Source organism: Pseudotabrizicola sp. 4114 (assembly GCF_031457365.1).
GTDB lineage: Bacteria > Pseudomonadota > Alphaproteobacteria > Rhodobacterales > Rhodobacteraceae > Pseudotabrizicola.
Map to the genome: position 1 here is coordinate 806,478 of NZ_JAVDWP010000001.1, position 12,602 is coordinate 819,079.

The window sequence follows — 12,602 nt, forward strand, 5'->3', positions numbered from 1 at the left end:
AATACTCCGGGGTGAGGGCGCAGCCCGAGGGGCGGAGCCCCTTACCGCCATCTGCCACAAAGGACACCCTATCATGCGCCTGACCTGCCCGCTCTGCGGCCCGCGCGACCGGCGGGAATTCTATTACTATGGCGCGGCGGAGTATCTGAACCGGCCCGCGCCGGACGCAGCACCGGAGGCCTGGGATGACCATCTGCACAACCGCGACAATCCGGCGGGGGTGACGCAAGATCTGTGGTATCACGAGCAGGGCTGTTGTTCCTGGCTGAAGGTCACCCGCAATACCGTGACGCATGAGATTCTGGCAGTGGAGAGCGTTGCCGGGGCAGGCACGGCTGGGGGTGCCGCATGAGGATCGACGGCAAGGGCCGGATTGACCGGACGCGGCCTGTGACCTTTCGCTTCGATGGCCGTGCCTACGCGGGATACAAGGGCGATACGCTGGCCTCGGCGCTGATCGCCAATGATGTGCGCGTGGTGGGGCGCAGCTTCAAATATCACCGCCCGCGCGGGATTCTGACCGCCGGGTCAGAGGAGCCGAATGCGCTGGTCGAGATTGTCGGCCCCGCAAACCAGACCCCCAACACGCGCGCGACCGTGCAGGAGCTGTTTGAGGGGCTGGCCGCGCGCAGCCAGAACCGCTGGCCGTCGCTGGGGTTTGATCTGCTGGAGATCAACGATCTGGCAGCCCCCTTCCTGTCGGCGGGGTTCTACTACAAGACCTTCATGTGGCCGCGCCGGTTCTGGGAGGGGCTGTATGAGCCGCTGATCCGGCGTGCGGCTGGGCTGGGCAGCCTGTCGGGGCGGCATGATGAAGGGGTCTATGAAAAGGCCTGGGCGCATTGTGATCTGCTGATCATCGGGGCCGGGCCTGCGGGGCTGATGGCGGCGCTGACGGCGGCGCGCGCCGGGGCCGATGTCATTCTGGCCGACGAGTCGTCGGAGCCGGGTGGGCGGCTGTTGTCGGATGAGGGCGAGATTGACGGCGCCCCGGCGATGGACTGGGCGGCAAAGGTGCTGGCGGAGCTGGCCAGCCTGCCCAATGTGCGGCTGATGACGCGCACCACCGTGACCGGGGCCTATGATGACGGCACCTATGGCGCGCTGGAGCGGGTGGGGCTGCACCGCAGCCCGCGCCCGAACCTGCCGCGTGAGTGTTTCTGGCGCATCGCGGCCAGGCGCGCGGTGCTGGCGGCGGGCGCGCTGGAGCGGTCGGTTGCCTTTGAAGACAATGACCGGCCGGGGGTGATGCTGGCCTCGGCGCTGTCCAGCTATCTGAACCGCTACGGCGTGGTGCCGGGCAGGCGGGTGGTACTGTTTGGCAATAATGACAGCCTGCGCGCGACCGCCCGTAGCCTGATGGCGGCGGGGGTAGAGGTGGCGGCAATCCTTGACAGCCGCGAGGATGCGCCGGATGAGCCGGGGATCGCGCTGCACAAGGGCGCGCAGGTGATCCGCGCGCGGGGGCGAATGGGCCTGCGCGAGATCATGGTGCGCGCCGGGGGGCGGGAGTTCCGGCTGGAGACCGAATGTCTGGGGGTTTCGGGCGGCTGGAACCCGTCGGTGCATCTGACCTGCCATCTGAATGGCCGTCCGCGCTGGTCGGACGCGCTTGCGGCCTTTGTGCCGGTCGAGGGCGCGGTGCCGGGGATGCTGGTGGCGGGGGCGGCCAATGGCACGTTTTCGACCCATGGCTGTCTGGCGGCGGGGGCCGAGGCGGCGCGGGCGAGCCTTGCCGCCTTGGGGATCGCTGCGGGCGCGGTGGAGTTGCCGCAGGCCGAGGATGCGCCCTACGGCATCGCGCCGCTCTGGGCGGTGCCGGGCAAGGGGCGGGCCTGGCTGGATCTGGCCAATGATGTGACGGTCAAGGATGTGGCGCTGGCCGCGCAGGAGGGGTTTGCTTCGGTCGAGCATATGAAGCGCTACACCACGCAAGGGATGGCGCCTGATCAGGGCAAGAATTCCAACGTGGCGGCGCTGGCGGTGCTGGCAGATGCGACCGGGCGCGGGATTGCCGAGACCGGCATCACCACCTTCCGCCCGCCCTATGCGCCGGTGTCGATTGCCGCGATGGGGGCCGGGGGCCGGGGGATGGGCTTTGCGCCGCAGCGGTTTCTGACCAGCGATCAGGCCAGCCGCGACCGTGGGGCACCGATGGTGGAGGCGGGGCTGTGGTATCGGCCCGGCTATTTCCCCAAAGCGGGGGAGACGACCTGGCGCGAGGCGTGTGACCGCGAGGTGATGATGGTGCGGTCTTCGGTCGGGGTCACTGATGTCTCGACTTTGGGCAAGATTGACATTCAGGGGCCGGATGCGGGGCGGTTTCTGGATTTCGTCTATAGCAACACGTTTTCCACCCTGCCGGTGGGCCGCGTCCGCTATGGGCTGATGCTGCGTGAGGATGGTCATGTGCTGGATGACGGGACCTGTGCGCGGCTGGGGCAGGACCATTGGCTGATGACCACCACCACCGCCGCTGCCGGGCTGGTGATGCGGCATCTGGATTTCGTGCATCAGGCGTTTTGTGCCGGATGGCAGGTGCGCTTTGTGTCGGTGACGGAGAGCTGGGCGCAGTTTGCGGTGGCCGGTCCACTGGCGCGGGATCTGGTGACAAGCGCGCTGGGCCATGCGCCGGATCTGCCGTTCATGGGTTGCACGCCGGTGGTGGTGCAGGGCGTGGCGGCGCGGTTGTTCCGGATCTCGTTCTCGGGCGAGGAGGGCTATGAGCTGGCGGTGCCCACCCGCTATGGCGAGGCGCTGTTCCGCGACCTGACCGCCCGGGCCGAGACGATGGGCGGGGGGCTGTATGGGATGGAAGCGCTGAATGTGCTGCGGATCGAAAAAGGGTTCATCACCCATGCCGAGATCCATGGACGCACCACCGCCTTTGACATTGGCATGGACAAGATGGTGAGCGCCAAGAAGGACTGTATCGGCAAGGCTGCCGCCGCGCGCCCGGGGATGGTCGGGCCGGCGCGCGAGCAGATGGTGGGTCTGATGCCGCTGACCGGTTCGGTGCTGACGGCGGGCGCGCATCTGTTTGCGCAAGGGGCAGAGCTGGTGCGTGAAAATTCGGCGGGATATGTCACCTCGGTCGGGTATTCGCCGACGCTGCACAGCCACCTTGCGCTGGGGTTTCTGAAGAATGGCCGCGCGCGGCACGGCGAGACGGTGCGGCTGGTGGACCGGCTGCGCGGGGTGGATGTGCTGTGCACGGTGACCGATCCGGTGTTCCATGACCCGAAGGGGGAGAAACTGCGTGCCTGAGCTGATCGCAAAACCCGCACTCGGCGCGTTCCCCGTCACCCATGCCGGCACCACGCTGGCCGAGGCTGACCTGCCACAGATGACATCCATTGCCCCCTGGCCGGGACAGGCGGAGGCGGTGGGCCGCGCGCTGGGCATGGCGTTTCCGCTGCCCAATGCGGTGACAGAAGCGGAGGGCAAGCGATTGGTCTGGGCCGGGCGTGACATGGCCTTTCTGATCGGGGCTGCCGCGCCGGCGGGGTTGGCGGCGGCTGTCACCGATCAGTCTGACGGCTGGGTTGCGCTGACCCTCTCGGGCGCGCAAGCCGTTGATGTGCTGGCGCGGCTGGTGCCGCTGGACCTGCGGGCTGCGCAGCGGGGGCAGGCGTTTCGCACCGCGCTGAACCACCTGCCGCTGATCCTGATTGTCGAGGGGGAGGGGGGCTTTACCCTGCTCACCTTCCGCTCGATGGCCCGCACCGCCTGGCACGAGGTTGAGGAGGCGATGGTGAAGGTCGCGGCCCGGGCGGCGCTGGTTCTGTAAGGCCGCGCCGGGGGAGGGGGCAGGAGCCTCCGGCGGGAGTATTTTTGCCAAGATGAAAGCCCGGGCTCTTTTGCATTGCAGCTTTCCCAAATACTCCCGGGGTAGCTCAGCGGTTTCGCCACCGGTTCAAGAAACCGCTGAGCTGGGGGGCAGGCAGCCCCCGGGGTCGGCCGCCGGGATTACCAGTGGCCGGTGTTTGCCATGCTGGCCCAGGGCTCGGCGGGGGCAAGGGCGTCGCCCTTTTGCAGGATTTCGATCGAGATGTTGTCGGGGCTGCGGACAAAGGCCATGCGGCCATCGCGGGGGGGTCGGTTGATCAGCACGCCATTGGCCTGCAGATGGGCGCAGGTGGCGTAGATGTCATCGACCTCATAGGCCAGATGGCCGAAGTGGCGGCTGTCCGAGGGCAGGCCGTCATCGCCGTCCCAGTTCCAGGTCAGCTCTACCGGGCAGTCCGGCTGGCCGGGCGGGGCCATGAAGATCAGCGAGAACCGCCCCTGTTCGCTGTCATGCCGCCGGGTTTCTTCCAGCCCGAGCAGGCGGTAAAACGCCATTGATGCCTCCAGATCCAGTACCCGGACCATGGTGTGCAGATATTTCAGTGCCATCGTATGTCTCCCGATTGATTGGGGGGCATCTTAACGCGGTGGCTGGGAAAGGCGAGGGGGCAGGGTCAGAATGAAGATCTGATGCGGATGCCAAGACCCAGATCGCGGCCGTCGTAGCGGCTGATGTTGGATCTGGTCCTGCGGGTTTCGAGCGAGAAGACCGGCTCGAAGCCAAAGGCGCTCAGCCGGGTCAGCGACAGATCGACCGAGGCAGAGGCGGTTCTGTCATGGCGGCCGCTGTTGCCGAACGCACCGCCAAAGAACACCGGATAATCGCGCAGTCCCAGCCCGAGCGCGCCCGAAAGCTGAACCCCGCCGAGGGATTTGCCGACACTGTAGCGCAGTTCGGACGACAGGCTTTTGTTCTCTTGATTGGCATCATAGGACACGGTTTTGCCCGCGATCAGCCGGAAGCCGATCACATCGCCCGAGGGCAGCCGGTGTTCGGTGGCGCTGTCGATCATCAGGGCGGTTGCCGCCGGGGCGGTGCCGGTCCGCCATTGGCGTTCCAGCGCCAGACCCAGCCGGGTCAGGGTGGCCGGTGACAGGCGCTGGGTGAGCGACGCGTCAAGCTTTGCCCGGTTTGCATAGTGGTGCCCGGCCAGCCAGGACTGGCCAAGCTGCACCCCGCCGCGCAGGAAGGTGTCTTCGGTCACCGCGCGGTAATGTGACAGCTGGACATCGGCGGTCGAGGTGGAAAAATCCGAGCCGCGCGCCAGCGGGGCGATACGCCGGGCGCGGTCATTCAGCACCACGGCGCTATGCGTCAGCCGCAGACCCAGATCGGTGCCGCGCCGTTCGGTGCCGGTCAGCCGATAGCGCAGGCCAAAGCCCAGACGGGTCTCGGCTCCGGGCAGGGCGCGCGAGCTGGGGGTAAAGATGAAGTGGGTCGGGATGCCGTCAATCGACAGCATCGGGTCTTGGGCGCCGTTGTTGACGTTCTCGCTGGGGCGGAAGGTGGCGTCAAAGCTCAGATGCAGGCGCGTGACCCGGCGCAGCGACTGAAAATCGGTGATCGCCACGGCCTCGGCCTGCGCGGTCGGCGCATCCTGCACCGCGCGCCGCAGCCAGTATTGCGCAACCAGTGACTGGCCCTGACCATGGGCCGCTTTGGCGGCCAGCCGGGCGGCGACAAAGCGTTCGTGCTTGCTGTCGCCTGCGGCAAAGGCGCGGCTGGCGTTCTGGCGGGCGGCCTTTGGCTGGCCATGGGCGAGGTCGACGGCCGCCAGCACCGACAGGGCGGCGGCGTCCTGTGGGTTGGTCTGCAGCTGGTGCTGCGCCAGCTGGCGCGCGGTTTGCAGATCACCGGCGGCGAGGGCGTATTCAGCGGGGGACGGGGGGCGTGCGCCCCCCGATCCGGCCATCACGGCCAGCGCCAGTACCAGCGCCACAAGCCGGGCGGGGCTGCGGGCCATCGCTGCGGTCAAGGTGCCGTGGACGAGGGGCAGGGTGACGGATCGCCGGGAGCGCAGCGGTCGGCCACAAAGACCCCGCGTTCGAGCACGTCCGAATTGCCAGGGATCGGTCTCATTTCAACTGCGCCCGCAACGGCCGATGCGCCGGTGCCGCCAAAGGCCCCGGCATAGGTGCCTGCGGTCCTGGTATCGCGGTAGACCACAGTGCCGCCAAAGGTGCCGTCGGGGTTGATGGTGGCGATTTGCAGGAACACATCCTGCAAGGGTATTCCGCTATCCACCATTCTGCGGTCGCTGATACTGCCTTCGATGCCGGTCCGTGCGCCGCCCGGTGCGGGGGCGTTGAAATCGGCGTTGATGATGACTTGCCCGGTGGTTCTGAAGGGGCGGTTGGGCTCTGCCGGATCGCCCGGTGGCAGGGCAGGATCGACCGGATCACCGCCATTCAGCAGCCCGGCATAGCTGCCGCTATAGGTGGCGATGCCACTGTCGGTGGGGCGCGAAAACGCCTCATCGACCGCATAGGTCGATCCCCAGACCATTTCGGTGAACTGGCCGCTGCCGACGACGCCGGCGCTGACCGCGCCTTTGGTCGAGGTGTCGAACAGGGCGACGTAATAGCGGCTGGTGTTGGTGTCCTGCCAGGTAAAGGCCTGATAGCCAGCGGTGTCGAGGGTGGCATCGCGTTTGAACGGGATCGAGCGGCCGCCGGTGCCCAGCGGGTCGATCACCAAGGACAGCGTGCCGCCATTTGCCGGGCTGTAGGTCGCGCTGCGCAGGTTGCCGCGCAGGGCCTCGGGGATCGGATCAACCGGCGGCGGCGGCGGTTCGGTCGGGGGCGGCGTGGGCGCCGGAGGCGGAACCGGGGGGCAGGGCGCCAGAGGGTTGCTGTCGCACTCCGGCGTGTTGTTCAGGGGATTCCCGCCACAACTCGCAACGGCAAGACCGGCCGCAAGGGCCGCGATCACACGCCAATTCATGATTACCTGCTCGGTTATAGTGTTCTTTTGCGGCCAAAACTGCCTGCCTCACGGCTTTGTGTCAATGAATCCATACGCCTGTGCCACGGCCTGATGCAGAATTGCCGCGCACCCTTGCGAGGGTTCCCCAACCTCTCGTATCCTGCGCGCTGACACGACCCATATCTTGTGAACGCCCGGATTCGAAAGGCCCCCCTCATGCCGCTTTCCCCTGATCAGATTGCTGAAATCGACGCAGCCCGCGCGACGCCCCGCCAGACCCTGCGGGCGGTGTCCGAGGGGATGGAGGCGCATCTGTACCGCGCGCAGGAGGTGCTGGATCACGGCTTTATCCGGGTGATCGACTATATGGGCGATGATGCGGCCATCGTGCAGGCGGCGCGCGTGAGCTACGGCGCGGGCACCAAACATGTGTCGAATGACGAAGGGCTGATCCGCTATCTGATGCGGCACTGGCATTCGACCCCGTTCGAGATGTGCGAGATCAAGCTGCACGTCAAACTGCCGGTGTTCGTCGCCCGCCAGTGGATCCGCCACCGCACCGCCAACGTCAACGAATACTCCGCGCGCTATTCGATCCTGGACCGGGAGTTCTATATCCCCGCGCCCGACCAGCTGGCCGCGCAAAGCACGGTCAACAATCAGGGGCGCGGGGCGGTGCTGGAGGGCGCGGAGGCCGCGCGGGTGCTGGAGGTGCTCAAACGCGACGCGGGGCAGGCGTTTGACAGCTATGAGTCGATGCTGAGCCAAGAGGGCCAGCAGGGGCTGGCGCGGGAACTGGCGCGGATGAACCTGCCGATGAACACCTATACCCAGTGGTATTGGAAAACCGACCTGCACAACCTGTTCCACTTCCTGCGCCTGCGCGCCGACGCCCATGCGCAATATGAGATCCGGGTCTATGCCGAGGCGATTGCGGCTTGTGTGAAGGACTGGGTGCCTTTGGCCTTCGCCGCGTTCGAGGATTACCGCATGGGCGGAGTGACGCTGAGTGCGAAGGCAATTGACTGTGTGAAGCGCATGCTGAACGGTGAAAAAGTGACGCAGGAAACCTCTGGCATGAGCAAGGGGGAATGGCGGGAGTTTCAGGGGGTTTTGGGGTGAGTGGGTTGATCGAAGGTTTTGCAGCCATTCTATCTGGAAATGCCTTCGCAAATGCATTCTGGGTTTTCGTTGGAATCGTGTCCGGGGCGATAATTCAACACTTGCTCGGTTGGATTAATCAGGCATCTCAAAGGAAGTATGCCAAGACGGCGCTTAAAACTGAAATTGATCTGAACTTAGATGAAATCAAGCATTTTCTGACAAGGATAGACTTCCTTCGCAGTAGAATTTCGGCGGGCCAGATTAATGAAAATGACCTCTTCATTTCAATGCAAGGGTTTGACTATTCTATAGTTAATCCTCTGGTAATGAGCGGACATTTCCATGTAATGCTTGGGCATGAAAAAGTTTCACGTTACTTTAGTTTTATGAGGTTTTTTAACGCTCAAAATTCGCATGTAATAAACTCCAATCTCCGTATGGAGCACGAACGGATGAAGTCGTTGGACTATCTGTCGGGGCTGCAAGATGAAACTGAAAGGTTGAGTTTTGGATTGGAAGAGGTTAGGCACTCTGTTGGTGGTTATTCAGCTAAAATGACCATCGCTACTCCGAAAAATTTGGAGAAGCGATAGCTGGGAATGCTGACCGAATATCGAGCATAAATCTAAGGATAACCCAGTAGGGCGGGGTTCACCCCGCCACCCCACCCGCGCACCCAATGACCCGCCGCATCGGCGGGGTGAACCCCGCCCTACAGATGGTGCAAATGGCGCCCCCAACCTCCCCCTATCCCCGCACCCCGAATCACCTTATGCTGCAGCGCAGAAACGGGGGCGGTATGGGTCAGGTCATCACGGTTGCGCAGCAGAAGGGCGGGTCGGGCAAGACCACGCTGTCGGTCAATCTGGCGGTGGAGCTGGTGCGGCGGGGGGTGTCTGTGGCGCTGCTCGATACCGATCCGCAGGGCTCTCTGGGCCGCTGGTTCATGGCGCGGCGGGAGCGGTTGGGGGATCCGGGGATGGATCTGTCGACCGCCTCTGCCTGGGGCGTGGGCTATGAGTGCGAAAAGCTGCGCAAGACCCATGACATCGTGATCATCGACACGCCGCCCAAGATCGACGCCGATCTGCGGCCCAGCCTGCGTGAGGCGACGCTGGTGCTGATCCCGGTGTCGGCCAGCCATGTCGATCTGTGGGCGACCGACGGGGTGCTTGACCTTGCCGCGCGCGAAAACCGGACCACGCTGATCGTGCTGAACCGCTGCAAGGCGGGCACGCGGCTGGGCGAAGAGGTGGCCAATGCGGCGGGCGATCTGGCCGAGGTGGCGACGGCGCGGCTGGGCCAGCGGGTCGCCTATGCCGAGACGATGGGCAACGGGCTTGCGGTGTCGGAGGTGGGCAAATCGCCCGCCGCGACCGAGATTGCGGCGCTGGCCGATGAGATTTTGGCGCAGCTTCAGTCCTGAGGTGTGTCGTCTTTTGCGGGTGGCTGATCCGGCCCGCGCACGATCAGCACCCAGAACGCCAGCGCGCCAAGGGCCGCAAAGATCATGCCCCAGCCCGGACTGTCATTGACAAACTCCACCAGCGCCCAGGCCACCGGCGCCAGCGCTGACAGCCAGCGCACCAGCGGATTGGCAAAGAACGGGTGGTTGGGGTCGAGGAACTTTTTCATGCGTGCCTTTCGCTGCTGCATAGCAGGTAGCGTTTCCGCCCGCGCAATCCAAGCCCCGATGCCACGATTTCTGTCGGTTCCGGTCTTTGTTCTGCCCTGATCTGCGGGTCAGGATGGCGGCATGCGTGTGCCCTTTGCCCTGTTCCTGATGTCTTTTGCTGCCGCCATGTTCAGCTATGGCCTGATAGGGATGGTGGAGTCTGCGCCGGTTCTGGTGGCGCTGCTGTCAGCATTTGCCGCGCTGATCCTGATGCTGCGCGCCAGAGTGGTGCCGCAGGCGCCAAGGACCGCGCCGCGCAGCATTGTGATCGACGGATCGAACATCATGCACTGGAACGGCGAAACCCCGCAGCTGGCCACGCTTCAAGAAGTGGTCCGCTCGCTGACGGACCTGGGCTATCAGCCGGGCGTCGTGTTCGATGCCAACGCCGGGTACAAGCTGGCGGGGCGGTATATGGATGACCGTCCGTTGGCGCGGGCTCTGGGTCTGCCCGCAGACCGGGTGCTGGTGGTGCCAAAGGGAAGCCCCGCCGATCCGGTGATCCTGAAGGCGGCGCGCGAGTTGGGGGCTGCCGTGTTGAGCAACGACCGCTTTCGCGACTGGGCCGACGAGTTTCCCGAAGTGGCGCAACCGGGCCATTTGCGGCGCGGCGGCTACCGCAATGGCGTGCTCTGGCTGGAGACCGGCGCTTAACGCTTGCGCCGTTTGACGCCGCCGCGCTGACCGGGGCGGCCAGCGGTGGAGCGGCCGGCCATTTTCTGCGCCTCATCCACCGCGTCGTCGACCGCTGACTGCCGGGCGAGGGGATCGTCAGAGATGGTCAGCTCGACCGCCTCCAGCCGTTTGACCTCATCGCGCAGGCGGGCGGCTTCCTCGAACTCCAGGTTCTCGGCGGCCTTGCGCATTGCCGTGCGCAGCGCGTCGAGATGGGCGGCGAGGTTCTGGCCGACCATCGGCTTGTCGACCTTGGCGGTGACGCGGGCCATGTCGGTGTCGCCCTGCCACAGGCCTTGCAGCACATCCTCGATGTTCTTCTTCACCGTCATCGGCGTGATGCCGTGCTCAATGTTATAAGCGATCTGCTTGTCGCGGCGGCGGTTGGTTTCGCGTAAAGCCCGCTCCATGCTGCCGGTGATGCGGTCGGCGTACATGATGACCCGGCCATCGGCATTGCGCGCGGCGCGGCCGATGGTCTGGATCAGCGAGGTTTCCGAGCGCAGGAAGCCCTCTTTATCGGCATCGAGAATCGCCACCAGCCCGCATTCGGGAATATCCAGCCCCTCACGCAGCAGGTTGATGCCGACCAGCACATCGAAGGCACCAAGGCGCAGGTCACGCAGGATTTCGATGCGTTCGATGGTGTCGATGTCGGAGTGCATGTAGCGGATGCGGATGCCCTGTTCGTGGAAATACTCGGTCAGGTCTTCGGCCATGCGCTTGGTCAGCGTGGTGACCAGAATGCGCAAACCTTGTGCGGCCACCTTGCGGATTTCATCCAGGAGGTCATCAACCTGCATCTCTACGGGGCGGATCTCGACCTGCGGATCGACCAGCCCGGTCGGGCGGATCACCTGTTCGGTGAACACGCCGCCGGCCTGATCCATCTCCCACGCGGCCGGGGTGGCGGACACGAACACCGACTGCGGGCGCATCGCATCCCATTCCTCGAACTTCAGCGGCCGGTTGTCCATGCAGGACGGCAGGCGGAAGCCATGTTCGGCCAGCGTCATCTTGCGCCGGAAGTCGCCCTTGTACATGCCGCCGATCTGCGGAACGGAAACGTGGGATTCATCTGCAAAAACGATGGCATTGTCGGGGATGAACTCGAACAGCGTCGGCGGCGGCTCGCCCGGGGCGCGGCCTGTGAGGTAGCGCGAATAGTTCTCGATGCCGTTGCAGACGCCGGTGGCCTCCAGCATTTCCAGATCGAAATTGGTGCGCTGTTCCAGCCGTTGCGCTTCCAGCAGCTTGCCCTCATTCACCAGCTGGTCGAGCCGGTGGCGCAGCTCTTTCTTGATGCCGATCACCGCCTGCTGCATTGTCGGGCGCGGGGTGACGTAGTGGCTGTTGGCGTAGATGCGGATCTGTTTGAAGCTGTCGGTCTTGGCCCCTGACAGCGGGTCAAATTCGACAATCGCCTCCAGCTCTTCGCCAAAGAAGCTGAAGCGCCAGGCGCGGTCATCAAGGTGGGCGGGCCAGACCTCCAGCGAGTCGCCGCGCACCCGGAAGCTGCCGCGCTGAAACGCTTGGTCGTTGCGGCGGTATTGCTGCGCCACGAGTTCCGCCATCACCTTGCGCTGGTCATAGGACTGGCCCACCACCAGATCCTGCGTCATCGCCGAATAGGTCTCGACCGAGCCAATGCCGTAGATGCACGAGACCGAGGCCACGATGATCACATCATCCCGCTCCAACAGCGCCCGGGTGGCCGAGTGGCGCATCCGGTCGATCTGTTCGTTGATCTGCGATTCCTTTTCGATATAGGTGTCGGACCGCGCGACATAGGCTTCGGGCTGGTAGTAATCGTAGTATGAAACGAAGTACTCCACTGCGTTCTCAGGGAAAAACCCTTTGAACTCGCCATAAAGCTGTGCGGCGAGGGTCTTGTTGGGGGCAAGGATGATCGCCGGGCGTTGGGTTTCCTCGATGATCTTGGCCATGGTAAAGGTCTTGCCGGTGCCGGTTGCGCCCAGCAGCACCTGATTTTGCTCGCCCGCCCTGACGCCCGCTGACAGTTCCGCAATCGCTGTCGGCTGATCACCTGCGGGCTGGAACGGGGTCGACAGCACAAAGCGCCGACCGCCTTCAAGCTTGGGCCGGGTCAGCACATCGGGGCGTTCGGTCAGCGCATTGGCGTTGTTATGGGGCATGGCATCCTTCCGGGGAGCTGGGGGCCGGGGGCGAATCCCTGCGAAGGTTTCCAGCGCGGGGCATTGCAGGCGCCAATATATTCCGTTTTTGTTCTGGTTAAAGGGGGGCGTTGACGGAAGATTAACCCAGCTTGCGGCAAGGTTAAGGGAAGCGATTCAATTTTAGCGAAAACACGGCGAAAACTTGCAGCTTTCAGTTGAAATGCAAGGGCGGCTT

General features: G+C 64.6%; 12 protein-coding genes. 7 read left to right on the forward strand and 5 right to left on the reverse strand.

Translation table 11 applies throughout. The annotated features are described in order from the left end of the window. Positions 1–73: 73 nt before the first annotated feature. Genes J2X53_RS03990 through J2X53_RS04000 form a run of 3 tightly spaced genes read left to right on the forward strand, consistent with a single transcriptional unit; the run spans position 74 to position 3,790 of the window. Positions 74–352, forward strand: a complete 279-nt coding sequence (locus tag J2X53_RS03990) for a sarcosine oxidase subunit delta (protein WP_349036155.1) — start codon at positions 74–76, stop codon at positions 350–352. After that, positions 349–3,267 carry a sarcosine oxidase subunit alpha family protein gene (locus J2X53_RS03995; protein WP_349036156.1) on the forward strand — a complete coding sequence of 973 codons (2,919 nt, stop codon included), beginning with the start codon at positions 349–351 and terminating at the stop codon, positions 3,265–3,267. Before J2X53_RS03990 ends, J2X53_RS03995 begins: the two co-directional genes overlap by 4 nt. Further along, complete coding sequence (locus tag J2X53_RS04000; RefSeq protein ID WP_349036157.1) at positions 3,260–3,790, forward strand: sarcosine oxidase subunit gamma; 531 nt, start codon at positions 3,260–3,262, stop codon at positions 3,788–3,790. The genes J2X53_RS03995 and J2X53_RS04000 overlap by 8 nt, the downstream gene beginning before the upstream one ends. Positions 3,791–3,969: 179 nt before the next feature. On the opposite strand, the gene J2X53_RS04005 is transcribed toward J2X53_RS04000, so the two are convergent. The 3 genes from J2X53_RS04005 to J2X53_RS04015 form a co-directional block, all read right to left on the reverse strand. Next, positions 3,970–4,398, reverse strand: a complete 429-nt coding sequence (locus tag J2X53_RS04005; protein ID WP_349036158.1) for a VOC family protein — start codon at positions 4,396–4,398, stop codon at positions 3,970–3,972. Positions 4,399–4,463: 65 nt separating this feature from the next. Further along, positions 4,464–5,813, reverse strand: coding sequence for a hypothetical protein (locus J2X53_RS04010; RefSeq protein WP_349036159.1), 1,350 nt, complete (start codon positions 5,811–5,813; stop codon positions 4,464–4,466). Between the two features lie 8 nt (positions 5,814–5,821). Then, on the reverse strand, positions 5,822–6,793 hold the full coding sequence (locus J2X53_RS04015) for a hypothetical protein (RefSeq protein ID WP_349036160.1): 972 nt from the start codon (positions 6,791–6,793) through the stop codon (positions 5,822–5,824). 198 nt (positions 6,794–6,991) lie between these two features. On the opposite strand from J2X53_RS04015, the gene thyX reads away from it, so the two are divergent. From thyX to parA, 3 genes are all read left to right on the forward strand, one after another. After that, positions 6,992–7,897, forward strand: a complete 906-nt coding sequence (gene thyX / locus J2X53_RS04020) for an FAD-dependent thymidylate synthase (protein ID WP_349036161.1) — start codon at positions 6,992–6,994, stop codon at positions 7,895–7,897. Further along, entirely contained in the window at positions 7,867–8,472 is a 606-nt protein-coding gene (locus tag J2X53_RS04025; RefSeq protein ID WP_349036162.1) for a hypothetical protein, read from the forward strand. Before thyX ends, J2X53_RS04025 begins: the two co-directional genes overlap by 31 nt. A 206-nt stretch (positions 8,473–8,678) precedes the next feature. Continuing rightward, positions 8,679–9,305: a ParA family partition ATPase gene (parA, locus tag J2X53_RS04030; protein ID WP_349036163.1), complete on the forward strand. Its 627-nt coding sequence runs from the start codon at positions 8,679–8,681 to the stop codon at positions 9,303–9,305. On the opposite strand, the gene J2X53_RS04035 is transcribed toward parA, so the two are convergent. Further along, the gene (locus J2X53_RS04035) at positions 9,296–9,514 is read right to left on the reverse strand and encodes a hypothetical protein (protein WP_349036164.1); all 219 of its coding nucleotides are present in this window, start codon (positions 9,512–9,514) and stop codon (positions 9,296–9,298) included. The two genes, parA and J2X53_RS04035, sit on opposite strands and share 10 nt — an antisense overlap. A gap of 121 nt (positions 9,515–9,635) precedes the next feature. Here J2X53_RS04035 and J2X53_RS04040 point away from each other — a divergent pair, with 121 nt between their 5' ends. Beyond that, positions 9,636–10,208 carry a hypothetical protein gene (locus J2X53_RS04040; protein WP_349036165.1) on the forward strand — a complete coding sequence of 191 codons (573 nt, stop codon included), beginning with the start codon at positions 9,636–9,638 and terminating at the stop codon, positions 10,206–10,208. Here the strand turns inward: J2X53_RS04040 and uvrB are convergent. Next, the gene (gene uvrB / locus J2X53_RS04045) at positions 10,205–12,385 is read right to left on the reverse strand and encodes an excinuclease ABC subunit UvrB (RefSeq protein ID WP_349036166.1); all 2,181 of its coding nucleotides are present in this window, start codon (positions 12,383–12,385) and stop codon (positions 10,205–10,207) included. The two genes, J2X53_RS04040 and uvrB, sit on opposite strands and share 4 nt — an antisense overlap. Positions 12,386–12,602 lie beyond the last annotated feature (217 nt).